The sequence below is a fragment of the Actinacidiphila sp. bgisy167 genome (assembly GCF_057707665.1).
Genome location: NZ_JBYIQP010000103.1, coordinates 1 through 20,698, shown reverse-complemented (window position 1 = coordinate 20,698; position 20,698 = coordinate 1). Strand labels below are relative to the sequence as shown.

Here is a 20,698-nt window from a genome sequence, read left to right as displayed (position 1 = left end):
GGAGGACGGCGACCAGCGAGTACCAGCGGCTCCGCCGTGCACGCGGGTCGGGCACCAGGTCCAGGAAAGGTTGCAGGTCGGCAACTCGTCCGAGGCCCGGGGGACTCAGCTTCACCAGCACGGCGGGGATGGGAGAAGACATAGCGGCAGGCACGGGCCATCTCGTGATCGTTGAGCTTCGACACCACCAATGATCACGAAGCCCGTGCCTGCCCTGCTGTGCACCCCAAACGGTCACGGCTCACCCAACCACCCGACTCCGGAACTCGCCCAAGCCCTAAGCCCTGGGCCCTGGGGCCAGCGTCGCCCTTCGGTATCCTGGTCGGTTGATGCCCCTTTCCTGCGAAGACTCTGATCTGGGCAATCCAGACCACGCAGGTGAGGGGCAATCTTTCTGTCGGGTGACATCAATTCGTCAGCGTGGCCTGAATTTGAGGTTCAAAGAATGGAGTGGAAGCGGTGAGTTCGTCAACGGTTGGCGCGAGTGGCGACCAACAGTGTTTCCCCGTCGCGGAGGACATGAAGCGGCTGCTGGGCGAGAAGTCGACTCCTGCGGCGTTCCAGGCGGCGGTGGAAAGGGCCAGACAGCTGCTGGCCGAGGCGTACTCGGGCGTACTCAGGGAAGCCCTCACCGCGACGACCGGACACGACACCGTCGTTCCGGCCCACACCAGCCACTCTCGGCACGAACCAGCCGAAAGCCTGACGCACACGGTTCCGACCGGGCCCACCACGATTCCTGCGACCGGTACGGCTCCGCGGCCCTTCCTCGACGGACCCATGTCCGCTGCCGCAGTGCGTTCAGGCGCCCTGACAGATCAAGCGAACCAGGTCGACAACGCCCCAGACCACGTAAGCGCCCAGGATCTGCTCACTCACCCGGGCACCACCACACCCGGCACCGTATCCGATCCGGCCCAGGAGACCGGCGAACGGGTCGAGCACGGAGATCGCGGGCGGACCGGGGACACGCACGTACCAGCCGAAGCCGGGCCGTATCCGAACAATGCCACCTTGGAGGACGACCGCGTCCACCCCGTCATTTCCGCGGATGGGAACCAGCCCCAGTCGGAAGCCCCAGGAAAACAGCGCGAAAGCGGCGCAGCCGGACGGCCCACCGCCGTTCGGTACCCGGAGATAGACCCCGAGACGCGCGCCAACTGGCAGCAACCCTTCGATGAAGCGCGCGACCGCCTCGAGAACATGAACGATGGGGAAGCGGAGCGACTCTGGCCGAGCGTGGCCGCCGTCATGGACATCCACCACCAACCGCGGCCCACCATCCGGGACAATCTGGACCCCGGCTCCACCGAAGCACAGTACATGCGCCTGCACGACGACATGGCCAACGTCGTCGCCGAAGCCGTCCGGAACAACCCCGGAACGCCCACCGATGAAAACCACCCCGCCTACAAGATCTCCGAACAACTCAGCAAGGCGTTCAACACCCGCCCCACCGAAGGCCTGATTGGAGGAGCCCCCAAGCCAAGTGCGAGGCCGCCCTTGCCAACTCGGGCGGTGCAGCTCATACAGGACCTGCGGAACATGGAGAACTCTGCCGAAACCCAGCTCTCCGTTCCGGGATCACTCGGAGTCGACCATTTCGGCATTCTTCACCCTGCTCCCGTGCCGGATATGCTGATCAATCCGGAAACCGACATCGCCTACGATTACTCCCGCATCACCGCTGGTCAGTGGGTTTTTCTCCTCGAGAGCATGGACATGACGGGGCTCAAGGCCGATCCCGCGATAATGAACCCGCGGAAGTGGCCGAGCTTCAACGAAAAAATTTATTCCTATCACCGTGAAGATCTGGTCTGGAGTGATGCACCCAACGTTCCTCGACTGGCTTCCCGCGACGTGGAAACTCCGGCTCTCGTCCAGGCTATCTGGTTCGGTGACCCTCTGGTACGGGACGGTTATACGGCCAGTTTCTGGGACAACTACGGGGACGCGGCCCGCCGACTCGGCGACGAGGCCCTTTTCGTCCTGTGGACCGACATATCACGAGCGGACCTGGACCGGGTGAGGGCGTCGGGCCCGCAGAACGAGTGGGAGGCCCGCCTGCACAAGATGACTGAATGGGCCTTGTCCCACAACATCGCGCTTGTCAATGTGCACGAGGTGTTCAACGAGGCGCGGCCGATGCAGCTGCATTATGAGTTCATGACGGAAATGGCAAAACAGAGCGGTCCGGGATGGGCTGCGGCAAGCGACATCCTACGCCTGGAAGTCATGTCGATGGGGGGGATGTACAGCGACGGAGACAATGTCATATCGTCGCTGGCCGGGCTCTGGCAGGTCACTCATAGCACTGCCGGGTACGCCATCGGACACGGCGAGGCCGGAGTCGGCAACGCCGCCTTTGCGGCCCACAAGGGGCATCCGCTCTTCGACCTGCAAAGAAATTTCCTCAAGGGACATTATTCGAAATCACAGAAGAATCTTTACCCGCCGGAATTTCGAGAGCGCCCCAAAGAGTGGTTCGCCGAGCCCCGTGGCATGGTTGTGCGAAATTCGGTGATGCGCCGTTCAGGGCCTGATTCCTACAGGGAGCTGACGGACCTTCTGGGTTTGAGATACATGCAGGATATGCCCGCTATCGAGGGGCTGGAAGTCGGATACACCGGCAGCTGGGTCGTTCCTGCGACCGCCGTACCGAAACGTTCGTACACGCGCCCTGAGACCGTCGAATTCACTGCACGCGTCGTTCACACCCTGCTCCGTGGCCTGCTGGCCAACAGGCCGGGTGACCTGGACCTCGTTCGCGTGAACCGAGCGGTCACCCGGCACCCTGATCCGGATCTGGTCTGGCAGGCGGCCCTTGGCTACATTTCCTCCAGGGAGGACCTGAGGTCGCGGGTCACCGGAATCACACGCACAACACTCACACGCAACAGGAGGCAGACCGAACTACAGCGCATCGCACTGCCTCCCGCAGCTGAGGCCCTCTTTACTGAAGGGCGGCACCGGCCTCCCGTCGGCGATCATGAAGGCTGGTGGGCCGGTGATCAGTCCGAAGCCGTGACAATGCTTCCGCCTTCCGGGACCGCGGGCGTGCCGGGTGCTTTGAATGAGGCGGGCGGGTCGCGGCTGATTTCTGCCGCATCGCCCCAAGGATCTGTCCAGGACCACCGACGGCCCGTCAACAGCCCGCCAGGGAGAACATCGCAGGGTCACGCCGCCGCCCGGATCCCCGACCAGCGCGACAGCGAAAACGCAGTGACTCCCGTTGCTCTCGATCCACTTGCCGGATTGAATCCTGAAGGACCCCTGGCATCGGGTATAAGAGCTATGCACAGTCTGGCGCAACGAGCGGGTCTGGCCTCGTGGGATGTTCGCCCTGACGGGAACTGCTTCTTCTATTCGGTGCTCTCGATCCTGGCTCCGGTTCAAGGCGGGCAGCGAGAACTGGATCAAGCAGTTCAGGGACTGCGTAACCAGTTGGCCGACTATCTGGAGTCGGATGGTGAGTACTGGGATCAGAACGAATATGCCCTGGCCTACATGTACGCCTCGGAACACCCTGACCGGGATTCGGATCAGGTCGTGGAGGATTTGCTTTCCAGAGGGGAAGACGGCCGCTTCGAGGTGCTCTCTGCGCTTTCGACTCAGCTCCGCGAAATGAGCAGCTACAGCAATGCCGGCGGCGACCTCGTGCCCAACCTCTTCGCACGCCTTTATAACGTTTCACTGATCGTGCTGACCGTCGGCACCAACAGGGACCCGTACATCGTGCGGATCGGGGAGGGCACAAGGGAACTCCATCTGGTCCGTCACGACGGCGAACAGCACTGGACGCCTGCCCGGCCCACCTGGGAGGGCTGGAACATGGAGCACGCGCGCGAGGCGCTGAAGGCCGGGCGGTCGTATATGGCCCCCAGCGCGCCAGCAACGTCTGTGCATGTTCCGACGCGCCCTTTCCGGTCACTGCCCGATCCGACGCGGCAGGTCGCAACAGGAAGCGGTTCGGTGAAGGGGCCGGAGCACACAGGCGCCGGCGCAGTCCGTCAACGCGAGGTTCCTCCGCCGCTGCCGGAGAGCACGGCCGTACAGTCACCTGGTCCTGCCCGATCAAAGGATTCCCGCATCACGACAGACGCCCCGAGCCGACCCCGTCCGCTGCCGCAGCCGACGGCGCGGCAGGTCCCCCCGGCGAACTTCGAAGGACCGAGGCGGAACCAGGAAGCGCCCGTGCACAGGGACGAGAGCGTGCGGGCACTCGATGTTGCTGCGCCCGCCCGGCCCGATGCGGTGAAGGCGGATAGAAGGAATGCCCGCGTTTACGGGCACAAAGAAGACCGAATTGCTAAGGCCTGGAATGCCCAACTCCCTCAGCATGAGGAAGAGATGAGGCTGAGGGAGGAAGAGGAAAGGCGGAAAGAGAAGAGCCCGGCTCACCCGCAGGCCACCAAACGGCGGCCTTTTCCCCAGGTGCCCGGCACCGGCCGGCGACAGGGGGAGGATGTCTGGCATACCCGGACGCTCGGCGGTGCAGCCGGAGTGGCGAACCAAGCCGAGTTCGACCAGGAACCGGCAGAGCCGGTCGTCGCCCCCTCGCGTGTACCGGAGTCCGAGGGAAGCGGCCCGCTGCGGACCGCTGGAGGTGACTCTTCCACCCTGAGCAGCCAACCGACGGGGTGGAAGTCGCTTGCTCGTGACGTGTACCAGAGCATCCGGCCGGCACCACTGGGCATCGAGAGCCCTGGGGAACTCGATGCGTACTGGCGGGATGTGGAGGCGGTTGCGCAGGCGGGCATGTCCGTCGACAGGGTGGCCAAGTCTGCGGATACAGGGCGTGAAGTCGTTGCCAGCCCTCAGGCGCAGGCCGCGATGGAGGAGCGCGCCCAGGAGTTGGCCGAGCAGTACTGGGACAGTGTCGGCCTGACCCCGGAAACCCGGGACGCGGTCCGGTACCAGGAGATCACCGGGCCCGGTACGTTCCAGAGGGATCTCACGAGCCAGGTGGAATCGGCCCTGCGACGGCAGGGTGCCTCCCGCGCTGTCACTGTCGATGGCATCGTCAGGGCCTGGCAGCGGCTTCCCGAATTCCAGCGTCACCTTCCCCTGACGCAACTGGCCAACCACGTCGCCGACGGTATTGCCAGCAAGGTACCGGACGGCGCACACCAGGCCCCGCCCAGCGGGGTACGGCCCGCAACGGTTCCTGCGACAGGCATGGTTCAGCGATCCTTCCTCGAGGAACCCAGATCCGCCGCCACCGCCCCTCCGAGTGTCAGACCCGAGCCGATTCCCCCTGCCGCAGGGCAACGCCGCCCGGGCGGGTTGAGAAAGGACGAGCCCTCGGCCCTGGCACGCGCGGAATTGAATCGGGGCCCGATTCTCCGCCCGGCAGTGACCGACGACTCATCCGTAAACGGTCTGCTGTCGGCACTTCAGGACGGCACCCTGTCGGTGAAGGGTCGGACAGTCCTGCTCCAGCAGCTGAGCACCTTCACCGGCGCAATGAGCGACGAACAGCGAACGGCCTACGAAAGCCTACGGGCGCAGACGACCCCGAACGAGGCGCTGGACACGACGCGGAACCAGTCCCCGCAGACGGAACATGCTCGCCGGCAGGACGCATTCTTCTCGCCCGAGATGATCGGTTTCCCCAGAGGGAATCCTGCCTCCTGGAACCTCGACGATTTGACCGTTCAAAGGTCCTCGGTAGGTACGGTCGGCGTATTCTTCGTCTCCGACAGCCAAGGAAGAAAGGTCGTGGTGAAGGCGCAGGAGTCCGGCCCTGCGGTGAAATATGCCGACGAATTCATTCGACTGGTCGGCGGCATTAGAACTCCTGACTCTCGGTTCTACTCGCGAGGTTCCGAGGAGGCCGGAGTGCTGCGGGCCTTGATGGCACGCTCTGATTCCGATAGCCTCATATCAGCCAGGGCGGAACATTTTTCGGTCACCGAATTTGTCACAGGTAAATCCGTGAAGGAGATGTCGCCCCATGAAATCAAGGCATTCCTCGAGGACGAGAGGAGTGTGCGACAACTCGGCGCCCTGATCGCCGTCGACTCTTTCATTGAATACCCCGACAGATTCTACCGCGATAACGGATACTTCAACTGGGGGAACTTCCTCTACGACGCAGACCGAAGGGAGATAGTCGCAATCGACAACTTCATAGATACCGGGATGCGGACCATGAAAAAGCGCACCCTGCAACACAGGCTGAACGCGCTCGAGGACAATCTCTCGGACGGCGCGTTCGACTACGCCGCCACTCGCATTTCTATTATGCTCAGAGGATTTTCCAAAGACAAGAGCCAGGAGTTCCAGCAGCTCGCGGACCAGGCGCAGAATAATATTCTTTCGGGTGCAACAGCTGCTCGGGCGGTGATCGGTGAAAGGCTGCTCACCCATGAAGCCGCCTTGCGGCACAATCAACTGAGTGAGTTTTCCCGTAGATTCGTTCCGCAGGCCTACACGAAGGGCCTGGCCAAGTTCGGTCGGGCGCGATGGGGAATGAATCAGGGCGACTGGGACCTCGCCCCTGTCGCAGTTGCGGCCAACGAGCGGTTGATCGATTACTGGACTTCGAGAGGGGTGTCCTCCTGGAAACCGGAGGACGACGTCGCATCCACACATTCGTCGGATTCGGCGGAGTTCGGCCCGTTCGAGGACGACCTCGACGAGGCGCCCGTAATGGGGCAGGCCCCGCCCACCCCGGTCCGTGACGGCATGCCCCTGTCCCGCGAAGAAGCCCCGCGACTCCCCGACGCGAATCTCCACGCGAGTTCCTCGCTCCACCGGTCCGACGCGGCCACCGAGGATCTCGTCCGCGAATCCGACCCGGCCCAGGGCAGGGGCGAACAGGTCGAGCACCGAGATCAGGCGCAGACCGGGGACACGTACAGACGAACGGAACCCCAGCGATATGAGTGGAAACCGGTCGTGTCCTTCGCCGAGGAGACGGTGCCGGTGGCGACGGGCAGGCCGGGGGTGGGGCTACCGCTGGACGTGATCCGTCATCCGGCCCGGTTCACCGCAGAGGAGATCACCGGCTTGGAAGCGGTCCATGCCGAACACCTCCGGACCACGGCGGACGGCCCGGCCCTGGAAGCGGCTGTGGCCACCGCGACCGAGCAGGCCAAAAGAGTGATCGCGCAGACGATCGCTCACACACCCGGCTGGGGTATGGAGAACACGGACATCCTGCTGACCGCTCCCGCAGAAGGGCTCGTCGTGTGGATGATGATCGCCCAACAGGTCGCCAACAAACTCGACCACAGGGTCAAGGTCTCCATCGGGGAACAAGGTGATGAGCTCATAGAGATCTGCCCGCAGTGAACCCGGATCCACCGCACTCCCGACCGGAAACCGACGACCCGCGCTGCGGCCGCCGGCGGTCGGGGGGCGGGGTCTCGGGCTCGGCCTTGGTGCTACTCGTGGACGACGAGCCCGGCCACCGCGTTGTCGAAGGCCGTCCTGAAATCGCCCCATTGGGCGGTCGGCGCGGAGAGGTAGACGGCGAACTCCCGCCCGCCGGGCTCCCCGAAGCCGAGGTCGATGGCCCGGAAGTCGCGGGCCCGGCCCCGGAAGGCGAACTCCCAGACGGCGGCCGGGCGGTCACGCCACCGGGTGCTCTGCATCCGCAGCCGCTCGTAGCCCGCCACCTTGGGGATGGTCTGCCGCTCCTCCTCCTCGAAATGTTCCAGCGGGTCGCTCGCCGCGTAGTCCAGCGTGCTGATCCGCAGGCCGGCCAGTCCGCTCGGGTCGACGTAGATGACCTCGTCGCCCTTCTCCTGACGGGTCCACCCGTCGGGCACCGGGACCGAGAAGCCCTTGCCCGGCTCTTCGGCGAGGTGGTATCCGGCCGGCACGGGCGACGGGCCGGGAGTGGAGGGGGCGGCGGCTGGGGAGGACGGCGGCGCGGACGCTGCCGGGTGGCCCGGAGGTGCCGTCCCCGCACCCCGGGTGCCGGCGGGGGCGCCGAAGTGCTGTGCGGCGTAGAAGCCGCCGCCGGCGAGGACGGCGGCCATCACCGCGGCGACCAGCGCCCACGCGCCCATGCGACGCCGGCGCTGCGTGGCCTGCGGGGCTGGGGCCCGCGGGGCCACCGGGGCATCGGGGGCCGACGGGGCCCGCGGCGGCGCGGGCCGCGGATCAGGGGCCGCGGGCCGCACGACGGCGGTCGGCTCGGTGGGCGGCAGCAGGAGGCTCTCGCGGGGGACGCGCGCGGTCTCGGTCTCGGCGGCGCTCGCCCGCAGCATCCGTTCCGCCTCCGCCGCCGAAAGACGGTCCCCCGGCTCGCGCACCAGCAGCCCGGCGATCACCGGCCCCAGCGGTCCCGCGTTCCGTGCCACCGGCACCTCGCCCGTCGCGATCGCGTACGCCGTCTCGATGGGCGTGTCCCGGCGGAACGGCGCACGCCCCTCCACCGCCTGGAACAGCGTCGCCCCGAGGGCCCACAGGTCCGCCTCCGGCCCCGGCGCGCCCCCGGTCAGCCGTTCCGGCGCGAGGAAGTCGACCGAACCGATCAGCTCTCCGGTCCGCGTCAGCGTGGACGTCCCCGAGGCCTGCGCGATCCCGAAGTCCGTCAGCACCACCCGGCCCGACTCCGACAGCAGCACGTTGCCCGGCTTCACGTCCCGGTGCAGCACCCCCGCCGTGTGCGCGGCGCGCAGCGCGGCGACCATGGCCCGCCCGATCCGGGCGGCCTCCCCCGGCGCCACCGGGCCCCGCTCCTTCAGCAGCTCGCCCAGGGTGACGGACGGCACGTACTCCATGACGATGGCAGGGGCGCCCTCGTCGTCGACCACGTCGTGGACGACGATCACATGGGGGTGGCTGATACGCGCCGCGCTGCGCGCCTCCCGCCGGGTCCGCTCGAACAGCGTCTCCAGCTCGTCGTCCTGCAGGTGCTGCTGCGGGGCGTGCAGCCGCTTGACGGCCACCGCACGCCCCAGCAGCTCGTCCTCGGCCCGCCAGACGGTGCCCATGCCGCCGCGGCCCACCTGCTCGATCAGCCGGTACCTCCCGGCGACCAGGCGTCCGAGGTCGGACATCGCGCGCCCCTTCCTGCCGTACCAGAAGGAACGATATCCGGCGGAGCGGGCGGACCCCGCAAGGCCATGGCCCCGGCTTCACCCGGCGTGCTGCTCCCATTACAGCGGGACGATGTCCGGGGCTCCCAGGCGGGCCGCGTCCGCGGTCTGGTCGTCGGGCTGGCGCTGGGACTCCCGCTCGGCCTCGACCCGCTTCTCGTAGTGCTCGACCTCCTTCTCCACCTGCGCCTTGTCCCAGCCGAGGACTGGCGCCATCAGCTCGGCGGCCTCCCGGGCGCCTAGCGTGCCGCGGTCGAAGGTCTCGATGGAGATCCGGGTCCGCCGGGTGAGCACGTCGTCCAGGTGCCGCGCCCCCTCGTGCGAGGCGGCGTAGACGACCTCGGCGCGCAGGTAGTCGTCGGCCCCGCCCAGCGGGCGGCCCAGCGACGGGTCGTTCTCGATCAGCCGCAGCAGTTCCTCGCAGAGCGAGCCGTAGCGGTTGAGCAGGTGCTCGATCCGCGCCACGTGCAGACCGGTGCGCGCCGCGATCCTGGCCCGCGCGTTCCACAGCGCGTGGTAGCCCTCCGCGCCGGCCAGCGGGATGTCCTCGGTGACGCACTCGGCGACCCGGTGCGCCAGGCCGTGCACGGCCGCGTCCACCGCGTCCTTGGCCATCACCCGGTACGTCGTGTACTTGCCGCCCGCCACGACCACCAGGCCCGGCACCGGGTGCGCCACGGTGTGCTCGCGCGACAGCTGGCTGGTGGCCTCCGACTCCCCCGCCAGCAGCGGGCGCAGTCCCGCGTACACGCCCTCCACGTCGTCGCGGGTCAGCGGCACGGCGAGCACCGAGTTGACGTGCTCCAGCAGATAGTCGATGTCGGCGCTGGAGGCCGCCGGGTGGGACTTGTCCAGGCTCCAGTCGGTGTCCGTCGTCCCGACGACCCAGTGGCGGCCCCAAGGGATCACGAAGAGCACGCTCTTCTCGGTCCGCAGGATCAAACCCGTCGACGAATGGATCCGGTCCTTCGGCACGACCAGGTGTATGCCCTTGGACGCTCGCACGTGGAACTGGCCGCGCTCCCCGATCAGGGCCTGCGTGTCGTCCGTCCACACCCCGGTGGCGTTCACGACCTGCCGGGCGCGCACCTCGTAGACGCCTCCGCCCTCCACGTCCTCGACCCGGGCGCCCACCACGCGCTCGCCCTCGCGCAGGAAGCCGATCACCCGGGCCCGGTTCGCGGCCATCGCACCGTAGGCGGAGGCCGTCCTGACCAGCGTCATCGTGTACCGGGCGTCGTCCATCTGCGCGTCGTAGTACTGCAGCGCCCCGACCAGGGCGTCCTTGCGCAGGCACGGCGCCACACGCAGCGCGCTCCGGCGGCTGAGGTGACGGTGGTGCGGCAGGCCCCGGCCGTTCCCGGAGGACAGCGCCATCGTGTCGTACAGCGTCACACCCGCCCCCGCGTAAAGGCGCTCCCAGACACGGTGCTGCAGCGGGTAGAGGAACGGCACGGGCTTCACCAGGTGCGGCGCCAGGCGCTGAAGCAGCAGACCGCGCTCCTTGAGGGCCTCCCGGACCAGGGCGAAGTCCAGCATCTCCAGGTAGCGCAGCCCGCCGTGGATCAGCTTGCTCGACCGGCTCGACGTCCCCGACGCCCAGTCGCGGGCCTCCACGATGCCGGTGGCCAGCCCGCGCGTCGCGGCGTCCAGCGCCGTCCCGGCGCCGACGACGCCCGCGCCCACCACGAGTACGTCGAGTTCCTGTTCCGCCATCCGGGCGAGCGCGGAGGCACGCTCCGCCGGTCCCAGTGTCGCCGTCAGCATCCTGGCCTCCCGTCGTGACGCGGGGTCGCGCCTGAGCGCATTCCCCGTCCCCACGATCGTTACCCGTGTCGTCGCGGCCGGCACGTCGGGCTCCGCGGGGTGCCCGCCTGTCCTTCGCCGTGTTCGGTCTCCGGGTCGACGCTGATGCTGTCGACAGCGGCAGGGGCGATCGGGCGTGATGGGGAACCTGGACCGCGTGGCGTGCAGTCATATCAGCTATCTGTCTGGTTAGCCTGATTTCGCGCCATTCGGGTAGCAGGGCGCCCCCCGTCCCCTTGAGGACGCCCCCGTCGCTGGAGAGGACCCCCATGCCCGTAGACCTCGCAGTCATCGGACTCGGCCACGCCGGCCTGCCCCTCGCGCAGGCGGCCAGCGCCGCCGGCCTCGGGGTGATCGGGTACGAACCGGACGAGCACGTGGTGGACGCGATCAACGCCGGCAGCCGGGTGCCCTGCGGGGCGCTGGCCGCCGCGGACGTGCGGCGGATGCTCGCGGGCGGTTTCCGGGCGACCGCGGACGCGGCCGCCCTGGGCCGGGTCCGGGCGGCCGTACTGTGCGCGCCCACCCCGCTCGGGGCGGACGGGCGGCCGGATCTGACGGCGCTGGAGGCGGCCGCCCACGCGCTGGCCGGGCAGCTGCGCCCGCACAGCACGGTGGTCCTGGAGTCGCCGGTGTACCCGGGCACGACGGAGGACTTCCTGCGTCCGCTGCTGGAGGAGGGGTCCGGCCTGCGGGCCGGCCACGGCTTCCACCTGGCCTACGCCCCGGCGCGGCGCCCCGGCACGCCCAAGGTGATCGGCGGGCTCACCCCCGCCTGCACGGAGGCCGCGGCCGTCTTCTACGGCCGGTTCACCGAGCGCATCGTCCGGGCGCGGGGGGTGCGCGAGGCGGAGAGCGTGCACCTGCTGGAGACCAACTACCGCCACGTCAGCATCGCGCTGGCCAACGAGATGGCCGTGTTCTGCCACGACATCGGCGTGGACGTCTGGGACGTCATCCGCTGCGCCGAGACCCATCCCCATGGCTTCCAGGCCTTCCGCCCCGGCCCCGGGGTGGGCGGCCACACCATGCCGCTCGACCCGGGGCGCCAGCCGTACCAGGAGCGGGTACCCGGGCATCCGCTGCGTCTGGTGGAGCACGCACAGGTGGTCAACGCCCGTATGCCGCGCTACGTGGTGCAGCGGGCCGCGGCGCTGCTGAACGAGCACGGCAAGTCGCTGCGCGGGGCGCGCGTGCTGCTGCTGGGCGTGACGTACCAGCCGGACCTGCCGGACCAGGAGCGCTCACCGGCCATGGAGATCGCCGCCCGCCTGCTCGAACTGGGGGCGCAGCTCAGCTACCACGACCCGTATGTGCCGCGGTGGCGGGTGCTGGACCGCCCGGTCCCGCGCGCCGACTCGCTGTGGGAGGCCGCGGCGGACGCCGATCTGACGGTCCTGCTGCAGCACCACCGCACCTATGACCTTCAGGGCCTGGCCGTGAAGGCCCAGCTGCTGCTGGACACCCGCGGGGCCACCCCGGCCGGGGCGGCGGCCCGGCTGTGAGCTCCGATGGTCCGCCCCGGCACGACGATCACCTCGACGAGCGCGAGCGGCGCGACGACGTACGGCGACTGCGGGGGCGCCGCCCGGTCAGCGGTGCTGCGCCGGCGAGACCGTCACCTCGACCCGCTGGAACTCCTTCAGCTCGGAGTAGCCGGTGGTGGCCATCGCGCGGCGCAGCGCGCCGAAGAAGTTCATGGAGCCGTCGGGCGCGTGGGAGGGGCCGAGCAGGATCTGCTCGGTCGTGCCGGCGGTGCCCAGGTTCATACGCTTGCCCCGCGGAAGCTCCTCGTGGGTGGCCTCCATGCCCCAGTGGTAGCCGCGGCCGGGCGCGTCGGTGGCGCGGGCCAGCGGGGAACCCATCATCACCGAGTCAGCGCCGCAGGCGATCGCCTTGGGCAGGTCGCCGCTGGAGCCGAAGCCGCCGTCCGCGATGACGTGCACGTAGCGGCCGCCGGACTCGTCCATGTAGTCGCGGCGGGCGGCGGCCACGTCGGCGACCGCGGTCGCCATCGGCACCTGGATGCCGAGGACGTTGCGGGTGGTGTGGGCGGCGCCGCCGCCGAAGCCGACGAGGACACCCGCGGCGCCGGTGCGCATCAGGTGCAGCGCGGCGGTGTAGGTGGCGCAGCCGCCCACGATGACGGGGACGTCGAGTTCGTAGATGAACTGCTTGAGGTTGAGCGGCTCGTGGGAGCCCGACACGTGCTCGGCGGAGACGGTCGTGCCGCGGATGACGAAGATGTCCACGCCCGCGTCGACCACGGCCTTGGAGAACTGCGCGGTGCGCTGCGGGGAGAGCGCGGCGGCCGTGACCACACCGGCGTCGCGCACCTCCTTGATGCGCTGCCCGATCAGCTCCTCCTTGATCGGCTCCGCGTAGATCTCCTGCAGGCGCCGGGTGACGGAGGCGTCGTCCAGCTCGGCGATCTCGGCGAGCAGCGGCTCGGGGTCCTCGTAGCGGGTCCACAAGCCCTCGAGGTTGAGCACGCCCAGGCCGCCGAGGTTGCCGATGCGGATCGCGGTCTCCGGGGAGACCACCGAGTCCATCGGTGCCGCGAGGAAGGGCAGGTCGAAGCGGTAGGCGTCGATCTGCCACGCGATCGAGACCTCCTTGGGGTCCCGCGTACGGCGGCTCGGGACGACGGCGATGTCGTCGAATGCGTATGCCCTGCGGCCGCGCTTGCCCCGCCCGATCTCGATCTCAGTCACTGTCGCTATGCCTTTCCTTCGTGGCCTGCCCTGTCCAGTATCCCAGGCAGGGCAGCCGGAAGCCCGCGGCCGTGCGGGCCGCGGGCTCCGGATCGTCCGCTCGTACCGTCAGCGCGTGTGGTAGTTCGGCGCCTCGGTGGTCATCTGGATGTCGTGCGGGTGGCTCTCCTTGAGGCCGGCCGCGGTGATCCGCACGAAGCGGCCCTTCTCCTTGAGCTCGGGGATCGTGGCGGAGCCGACGTAGCCCATGGAGGAGCGCAGGCCGCCGATGAGCTGGTGGGCCACCGCGGAGAGCGGGCCGCGGTAGGGCACCTGGCCCTCGATGCCCTCGGGGACGAGCTTGTCCTCGGAGAGCACGTTGTCCTGGAAGTAGCGGTCCTTGGAGTAGGACTGGGCCTGCCCGCGCGACTGCATCGCCCCGAGCGAGCCCATGCCGCGGTACGACTTGAACTGCTTGCCGTTGATGAAGAGCAGCTCCCCGGGCGACTCCTCGCAGCCCGCGAGGAGGCTGCCCAGCATCACGGTGTCCGCGCCGGCCGCGATGGCCTTGGCGATGTCGCCGGAGTACTGCAGGCCGCCGTCGCCGATCAGCGGGACGCCGGCCGGGCCGGCCGCGAGGGATGCCTCGTAGATCGCCGTCACCTGCGGGGCGCCGACGCCGGCGACGACGCGGGTGGTGCAGATGGAGCCGGGGCCGACGCCGACCTTGATGCCGTCGGCGCCCGCGTCGATCAGCGCCTGGGCGCCGTCGCGGGTGGCGACGTTGCCGGCCACCACGTCGATCTTGATGTTGGCCTTGACCTTCGCGACCATGTCGAGGATGCCGCGGCTGTGCCCGTGGGCGCTGTCGATGACCAGGAAGTCGGCGCCGGCCTCGACCAGTCGCTGGGCGCGCAGGAAGGCCTCGTCGCCGACGCCCACGGCGGCGCCGACGAGCAGCCGGCCCTCGGCGTCCTTGGCGGCGTTGGGGTACTTCTCGGCCTTCACGAAGTCCTTGACCGTGATCAGGCCCTTGAGGCGGCCCTCGTCGTCGACGAGCGGCAGCTTCTCGATCTTGTGCTTGCGCAGCAGCTCCATCGCCTCGACGCCCGAGATGCCGACCTTCCCCGTGACCAGCGGCATCGGCGTCATGACCTCGCGGACCTGCCGGGAGCGGTCGCTCTCGAACGCCATGTCGCGGTTGGTCACGATACCCAGCAGCTTGCCGGAGGGGTCGGTGACCGGGACGCCGCTGATGCGGAACTTGCCGCACAGGGCGTCCGCCTCGGCGAGGGTGGCCTCCGGGTGGACGGTGATCGGGTCGGTCACCATGCCGGACTCGGACCGCTTCACCAGGTCCACCTGGTTGACCTGGTCCTCGATGGACAGGTTGCGGTGGAGCACGCCCACACCGCCCTGGCGGGCCATCGCGATGGCCATCCGCGCCTCGGTGACCTTGTCCATCGCCGCGGAGAGCAGCGGGATGTTCACGGTGACGTTCCGGGAGACCCTCGAGCGGGTGTCGACCTGGTTCGGCACGACGTCCGACGCACCCGGGAGCAGCAACACGTCGTCGTAGGTGAGTCCGAGCAACCCGAACTTGTCGGCTACTCCGTCGGCGTTCAGCGTCATGACACCTTCCCCATGGTCTTGCCCGGCGAGATGTTCAATGCTAATGGCTCCCACGGGCAACCCGTCCCGCCGCCCGAACGGCACCGGAACGACGCCGACACCGATGCCGACGCCGACGCCGACGCCGACGCCGACGCCGCAACGGCACCGGGACCGCGCCGGTACCGGTGGACTAGGCGCTCAACCCCGGGGCGCCCGTGGCGGCTTCCTCCGCCAGCGCGCGCAGCCGGGACAGCGCCCGGTGCTGGGCCACCCGGACGGCGCCCGGCGACATGCCGAGCACCTGACCGGTCTCCTCCGCGGTGAGGCCCACGGCGACCCGGAGCAGCACCAGCTCCCGCTGGTGCTCCGGGAGGTTGGCGAGCAGCTTCCGCGCCCACTCCGCGTCGCTGCTGAGCAGCGCCCGCTCCTCCGGACCGAGGGAGTCGTCCGGCTGCTCGGGCATCTCGTCGGAGGGCACGGCCGTCGAGCCCGGCCCGCGCATGGCGGCCCGTTGCAGGTCGGCGACCTTGTGCGCGGCGATGCCGAAGACGAAGGCCTCGAAGGGCCGACCCTGGTCCCGGTAGCGGGGCAGGGCGCAGAGCACCGCGAGGCAGACCTCCTGGGCGAGGTCGTCCACGAAGTGGCGGGCGTCGCCCGGGAGCCGCGACAGCCTGGTGCGGCAGTAGCGCTCGGCGAGCGGGTGCACATGGGCGAGCAGGTCGTGCGTCGCCTGCTCGTCGCCGTCCACCGCCCGACGTACGAGTGCCCCTATGGCTGTCTCATTGCCGGTGGCCTCGTCGCGCATCCGTCCATAGTGCATCCCCGAGGGCCGCTCCGTGCGCTCGGACCCGAGGTTGTGCTCCGAAGCGTTATGCGACGCGTCGTGTGGAGCGTTGCGAGGGACCGCACCGGCCGTAGTCATGTCATGCACCCGCCGCCCCGCCCGACCGTGTCCCCGAGAGTCCATGCCTCAAGCATGCGCCCTCGGCGCGGAAACCGGTACGAGCGGGGCAGCCGCACAGCCGCCCCACGGCTCATCGGCCCCTCAGCCCTCAAAGCCGCTGCCTCAGCGCACCAGGCCCCAGCGGAAGCCGAGCGCCACCGCGTGGGCCCGGTCCGAGGCGCCGAGCTTCTTGAAGAGGCGTCGCGCGTGCGTCTTGACGGTGTCCTCGGAGAGGAAGAGCTCGCGGCCGATCTCGGCGTTGGAACGGCCGTGGCTCATGCCCTCCAGCACCTGGATCTCGCGGGCGGTCAGGGTCGGGGCGGCGCCCATCTCGGCCGAGCGCAGCCGGCGCGGGGCGAGCCGCCAGGTCGGGTCGGCCAGCGCCTGGGTGACCGTGGCCCGCAACTCGGCGCGCGAGGCGTCCTTGTGCAGGTATCCGCGGGCACCGGCGGCGACGGCGAGGGCTACCCCGTCCAGGTCCTCGGCGACCGTGAGCATGATGATGCGGGCTCCGGGGTCGGCGGACAGCAGCCGCCGCACGGTCTCCACCCCGCCGAGGCCGGGCATCCGGACGTCCATCAGGATGAGGTCCGAGCGGTCGGCGCCCCAGCGGCGGAGGACTTCCTCGCCATTGGCCGCGGTCGTCACACGCTCCACGCCGGGCACGGTCGCAACCGCGCGGCGCAGGGCCTCTCGGGCAAGCGGGGAGTCGTCGCAGACGAGAACGGAAGTCATGACCGTCCTCCGCAGCTGATCCGCGTCACGTTGAGCCTCCAGGCTGTACGAATCGTTCACCGGCGAGGATGACGGCCTCGGGCGCCTGCCCGATTAGTTCGACCGCCAACCACTTCCGCACCTTCAACGACCCTCACTCGAAAGAGTTACGGAGTTTGGCGGGCAACTCGCGCACTCTCCGTGCGCGGACCGACACGGAACAGCAACGTCGCAGGTCGGCGGGGGTTCGGCGGATCACAAAAGGCTGCTTGGCGCGAGCCCGCTTGCAGCACACGCCGACCGCCGACCGGGGGGCAATGTCAGATTTTGCCTGTTTGGCGGCTTTTTACCCGCATGGCGGGAGTTCGTTGGCGATTTTGTGATGAATCATATTTACATCTACTTCGACAGTAGATGTAACGTCGAGAGCACCTCCCTGGGCTACCCGCCTGGACGGTGTCCCTGCAGCCCACCTCTCGAGGAGATGAGCAATGGCAGACTTCTCCCGCCTCCCGGGCCCCAACGCCGACCTCTGGGACTGGCAGCTGGTCGCCGCCTGCCGCGGTGTCGACAGCTCCCTCTTCTTCCACCCCGAGGGAGAGCGCGGTGCCGCCCGGAGCGCGCGTGAGGCGGCGGCGAAAGAGGTGTGCATGCGCTGCCCCGTCCGCGCCGAGTGCGCGACGCACGCTCTGACGGTCCGCGAACCCTACGGGGTCTGGGGCGGACTCACCGAGGACGAGCGCGAGGAGATGATGGGCCGGTCCCGCAACCGGCTCATGAGCTCGCACGCCACCGGAAGTCACTGACTCACCGACATCGCAGACGACGAGGAAACGTTTCATCACAAGCGACGGAGGTGCCGCGGAGCCGGACCCGTCGGGGCTCGCGCGAAGCCGCGAGCCACCCCCAGCGCCTCTGCCGACACCGGGCCCGAGCCTCTCGGGCGGTGCCGGCCCGACGTCGCGGCGCGCGTCGGCAGGACGCGGGTCCCGCACGGCTCGCGGCAGCTCCGTCCGCGGCCACCGGCCGGGCGCCGTCGCCGGGCGGCAGCCGGGCTTCCCGGCCCGCGCCGTGCCCGTCCCCCGTCCGCCGGACCGGAAAGTCGCGCGTCGCCGCGTCGACGGACGCGATCCATGCCCCCGAGGGGCGGACTCCGACGAAGCCCACCCGCCCTTTCCGGCGCCCGGCACCGCCTCCCCCGACCCCGCCGCGGGCCACGCCCGACCCTTCGCGCACACGTCTCCTCCCGGAGTCACCCTCGGTGACCGATGGACTTCGGGCCGTTCCGGGGGCAGGCTGAGGAGTCATGGACATCGCCGGGGAATTCGCGCTGGACGCCGGGATCACCTACCTCAACACCGCCTCCTCGGGCATCGGCCCGCTCCGCGCCGCCGAGGCGCTGCGCACCGCCGCGGCCTCCTGGTCCGGCGGCACCGACGACTGGCTGCGCCATGAACGCGCCCTGTCCGCCGCCCGCGCCGCCTATGCCCGCATCACCGGGGTCGCCGCCGAGCGCGTCGCTCTCGGCTCCTCCGTCTCCACCCACGTCGGCATGATCGCCACCGCCCTCCCCGCGGGGGCCGAAGTCGTGCTGGCCGACGGCGACTTCAGCTCCCTGGTCAACCCCTTCGCCTCGCGGGCCGACGTCACGGTGCGCACCGTGCCCCTGGAAGGCATCGCCGACGCCGTGCGCCCCGCCACCGCCCTCGTCGCCGTCAGCGCCGTGCAGTCCGCGGACGGCAGGGTCGCCGACCTGGCGGCGGTCCGCGAGGCAGCGTCCCGGCACGGGGCGCGTGTGCTCGTCGACGCCACCCAGGCGGCCGGCTGGCTGCCGCTGAGCGCGGACGGCCTCGACTACGTGGTGTGCGGCGGCTACAAGTGGCTGCTCGCCCCCCGCGGGGTGTCCTTCCTGACCGTGCGCGAGGGCGCCGAGGACGGGGTGTCCGCGCAGTTCGCCGGCTGGTACGCGGCCGAGGACCCGTGGGACGACTGCTACGGACCGGTCACGCGCCTCGCGCGGTCGGCCCGGCGGTTCGACGTGCTGCCGCCGCTGCTGCCGTACCTGGCCGGGGCGGTCTCGCTGGGCCTGGTCGAGGAGCTGGGGGTCGAGGCCGTCGGCGCCCATGACACCGCGCTGGCCGAGCGCTTCCGCGCGGGCCTGCTGCGGCTCGGCCACAAGGCGGTGCCGTCCGGCGCGCGGCCCTCGGCGATCGTGGCCGTCCCGGGCCTCGGCGACGCGGCGGAGCGGCTGGCCGCCGCCGGCATCCGCGTGTCGGCCCGCGCGGGGAACCTGCGGGCGGCCTTCCACCTGTACAACACCGAGGCGGACGTCGACCGGCTGCTGCGGGTGCTCGCGGCGTGAGGGTCGGGCCGCCGGAAAACGCCTCGCCGTGTGCCGGACGGGCACCGTACGGTCGCGGGATGAGACTGCTCTCGGTGAACGTGGGCCGGCCCCGTCCCAACCCCTGGAAGGCGAGCGGGACGACCGGCATCGACAAGCACCCGGTCGCGGGCCCCGTGGCGGTGACCGCGCCAGGCCCCAAGGGCACCGGCGCGGTCGGCCTCGCCGGCGACCGGGTGTACGACGTGGCCCACCACGGCGGCGCCGACCAGGCGGTGTACGCCTACGCCCGCGAGGACCTCGACACCTGGGAGCGCCGGCTCGACCTGCCGCTGCGGGGCGGGATGTTCGGGGAGAACCTGACCACCTCGGGCGTCGACGTCAACGGGGCGCTGATCGGCGAGCGCTGGCGCATCGGCGGGCCCGGCGGCGCCGTCCTGGAGGTGTCCTGCCCGCGGATCCCCTGCGCCACCTTCCAGGGCTGGCTGGAACAGGGGGGCTGGGTCAGGACGTTCACGCGGGCCGCGCTGCCCGGCGCCTACCTGCGGGTCGCCGAAGCCGGGCAAGTGCGGGCCGGCGACCCGGTCGAGATCGTCCACCGCCCGGACCACGAGGTCACCGTCGCGCTGACCTTCCGGGCGGTCACCCTCGAGCCCGAGCTGCTCCCCCGGCTGCTGGCGGCGGACGCGCTCCCGCGAGATGTGCGCGCCGCGGCCCGCAGGCGCACGGGGGCTGACTAGCCTGCGGACATGACGACTTCACTGATCACGGGAGCGACCGCGGGAATCGGCTCGGCCTTCGCGCGCCGGCTGGCGGAGGACGGCCACGCCCTCGTCCTGGTCGCCCGCGACGAGCAGCGGCTGGAGGAGCGCGCGGAGCAGCTGCGGCGCGCGTACGGGGTGAGCGTCGAGGTGCTGCCCGCCGACCTGTCGGCGGGCAAGGGCATCGAGACGGTCGAGGCGCGGCTGCGCGACCGCGAGCGGCCGGTCGACGTGCTGGTCAACAACGCGGGCTTCGGCAACCGCGGCGGCTTCGGCGACGTGCCGATGAGCGATGAGCTGACCATGCTCAAGGTGCACTGCGAGGCGGTGCTCCGGCTGACCGGCGCCGCGACCGAGGCCATGCGGGAGCGCGGACGCGGATTCGTGATCAACGTCGCCTCGGTGGCGGCCTTCGTGCCGCGCGGCACCTACGGGGCGAGCAAGGCGTGGGTCGTCCACTTCACCCAGGGGGTGGCCCGGGAGCTGGCGGGGACCGGCGTGCGGCTGATGGCGCTCTGCCCGGGCTTCGTCCGCACCGAGTTCCACCAGCGGGCCGGGATGGAGACGAGCGGCATTCCCTCGTGGGCGTGGCTGGACGCCGACAAGGTGGTCGCCGCGGCCCTGCGCGACCTGGCCCGCGGACGTTTGCTGAGCGTGCCGGACCCCCGCTACAAGGCCGCGGTGGTCGCGGCCAAGCTGGCGCCGGGCGGAGCGCTCGGCCGGTTCTCGACGAAGGCGGGAAAGCGCTTCGGCCCGGCCTATCCGCTCGA

At 70.0% G+C, this 20,698-nt stretch carries 12 protein-coding genes; 6 read left to right on the top strand and 6 right to left on the bottom strand.

Annotated elements, in window-relative coordinates; all coding sequences use genetic code 11:
* Positions 1 to 519: 519 nt before the first annotated feature.
* The gene (locus tag AC3ET4_RS27545; RefSeq protein ID WP_431954093.1) at positions 520 to 7,299 is read left to right on the top strand and encodes a hypothetical protein; all 6,780 of its coding nucleotides are present in this window, start codon (positions 520 to 522) and stop codon (positions 7,297 to 7,299) included.
* A 92-nt stretch (positions 7,300 to 7,391) separates the two neighbouring features.
* On the opposite strand, the gene AC3ET4_RS27540 is transcribed toward AC3ET4_RS27545, so the two are convergent.
* Together AC3ET4_RS27540 and AC3ET4_RS27535 are read right to left on the bottom strand one after the other, a co-directional pair.
* Complete coding sequence (locus AC3ET4_RS27540; protein WP_431954091.1) at positions 7,392 to 9,017, bottom strand: serine/threonine-protein kinase; 1,626 nt, start codon at positions 9,015 to 9,017, stop codon at positions 7,392 to 7,394.
* Positions 9,018 to 9,116: 99 nt separating this feature from the next.
* Positions 9,117 to 10,823 (bottom strand): glycerol-3-phosphate dehydrogenase/oxidase, encoded by a 1,707-nt coding sequence (locus tag AC3ET4_RS27535; protein WP_431954089.1) that lies wholly within the window; start codon positions 10,821 to 10,823, stop codon positions 9,117 to 9,119.
* A gap of 308 nt (positions 10,824 to 11,131) precedes the next feature.
* On the opposite strand from AC3ET4_RS27535, the gene AC3ET4_RS27530 reads away from it, so the two are divergent.
* Positions 11,132 to 12,367 (top strand): nucleotide sugar dehydrogenase, encoded by a 1,236-nt coding sequence (locus tag AC3ET4_RS27530; RefSeq protein ID WP_431954087.1) that lies wholly within the window; start codon positions 11,132 to 11,134, stop codon positions 12,365 to 12,367.
* An 87-nt stretch (positions 12,368 to 12,454) separates the two neighbouring features.
* Here the strand turns inward: AC3ET4_RS27530 and AC3ET4_RS27525 are convergent, their stop codons facing one another.
* The 4 genes from AC3ET4_RS27525 to AC3ET4_RS27510 form a co-directional block, all read right to left on the bottom strand.
* Positions 12,455 to 13,576: a GuaB3 family IMP dehydrogenase-related protein gene (locus AC3ET4_RS27525; RefSeq protein ID WP_431954085.1), complete on the bottom strand. Its 1,122-nt coding sequence runs from the start codon at positions 13,574 to 13,576 to the stop codon at positions 12,455 to 12,457.
* Positions 13,577 to 13,684: 108 nt separating this feature from the next.
* Complete coding sequence (guaB, locus tag AC3ET4_RS27520; RefSeq protein WP_431954083.1) at positions 13,685 to 15,187, bottom strand: IMP dehydrogenase; 1,503 nt, start codon at positions 15,185 to 15,187, stop codon at positions 13,685 to 13,687.
* A gap of 172 nt (positions 15,188 to 15,359) precedes the next feature.
* Positions 15,360 to 15,974: a sigma-70 family RNA polymerase sigma factor gene (locus AC3ET4_RS27515; RefSeq protein WP_431954081.1), complete on the bottom strand. Its 615-nt coding sequence runs from the start codon at positions 15,972 to 15,974 to the stop codon at positions 15,360 to 15,362.
* A gap of 261 nt (positions 15,975 to 16,235) precedes the next feature.
* Positions 16,236 to 16,847 (bottom strand): response regulator transcription factor, encoded by a 612-nt coding sequence (locus AC3ET4_RS27510; RefSeq protein ID WP_003948568.1) that lies wholly within the window; start codon positions 16,845 to 16,847, stop codon positions 16,236 to 16,238.
* A 470-nt stretch (positions 16,848 to 17,317) separates the two neighbouring features.
* Between AC3ET4_RS27510 and AC3ET4_RS27505 the strand changes: the two genes are divergently transcribed.
* The 4 genes from AC3ET4_RS27505 to AC3ET4_RS27490 all read left to right on the top strand — a co-directional run.
* Complete coding sequence (locus AC3ET4_RS27505) at positions 17,318 to 17,632, top strand: WhiB family transcriptional regulator (protein WP_431954042.1); 315 nt, start codon at positions 17,318 to 17,320, stop codon at positions 17,630 to 17,632.
* Between the two features lie 500 nt (positions 17,633 to 18,132).
* Positions 18,133 to 19,188: an aminotransferase class V-fold PLP-dependent enzyme gene (locus tag AC3ET4_RS27500; protein ID WP_431954040.1), complete on the top strand. Its 1,056-nt coding sequence runs from the start codon at positions 18,133 to 18,135 to the stop codon at positions 19,186 to 19,188.
* A gap of 59 nt (positions 19,189 to 19,247) precedes the next feature.
* Positions 19,248 to 19,907 (top strand): MOSC domain-containing protein, encoded by a 660-nt coding sequence (locus AC3ET4_RS27495; RefSeq protein ID WP_431954038.1) that lies wholly within the window; start codon positions 19,248 to 19,250, stop codon positions 19,905 to 19,907.
* 9 nt (positions 19,908 to 19,916) lie between these two features.
* Positions 19,917 to 20,698: SDR family NAD(P)-dependent oxidoreductase (locus tag AC3ET4_RS27490; RefSeq protein ID WP_431954036.1), on the top strand; the 782-nt coding region annotated here is incomplete at its 3' end.

Bases quoted from the DNA above. Each gene is read 5' to 3' on its own strand.
- AC3ET4_RS27510 (WP_003948568.1), bottom strand. From the start codon at position 16,847: ATGACTTCCGTTCTCGTCTGCGACGACTCCCCGCTTGCCCGAGAGGCC.
- AC3ET4_RS27505 (WP_431954042.1), top strand. From the start codon at position 17,318: ATGGCAGACTTCTCCCGCCTCCCGGGCCCCAACGCCGACCTCTGGGAC.
- AC3ET4_RS27530 (WP_431954087.1), top strand. From the start codon at position 11,132: ATGCCCGTAGACCTCGCAGTCATCGGACTCGGCCACGCCGGCCTGCCC.
- AC3ET4_RS27515 (WP_431954081.1), bottom strand. From the start codon at position 15,974: ATGCGCGACGAGGCCACCGGCAATGAGACAGCCATAGGGGCACTCGTA.
- AC3ET4_RS27495 (WP_431954038.1), top strand. From the start codon at position 19,248: ATGAGACTGCTCTCGGTGAACGTGGGCCGGCCCCGTCCCAACCCCTGG.
- AC3ET4_RS27500 (WP_431954040.1), top strand. From the start codon at position 18,133: ATGGACATCGCCGGGGAATTCGCGCTGGACGCCGGGATCACCTACCTC.
- AC3ET4_RS27545 (WP_431954093.1), top strand. From the start codon at position 520: ATGAAGCGGCTGCTGGGCGAGAAGTCGACTCCTGCGGCGTTCCAGGCG.
- AC3ET4_RS27540 (WP_431954091.1), bottom strand. From the start codon at position 9,017: ATGTCCGACCTCGGACGCCTGGTCGCCGGGAGGTACCGGCTGATCGAG.
- AC3ET4_RS27535 (WP_431954089.1), bottom strand. From the start codon at position 10,823: ATGCTGACGGCGACACTGGGACCGGCGGAGCGTGCCTCCGCGCTCGCC.
- guaB (WP_431954083.1), bottom strand. From the start codon at position 15,187: ATGACGCTGAACGCCGACGGAGTAGCCGACAAGTTCGGGTTGCTCGGA.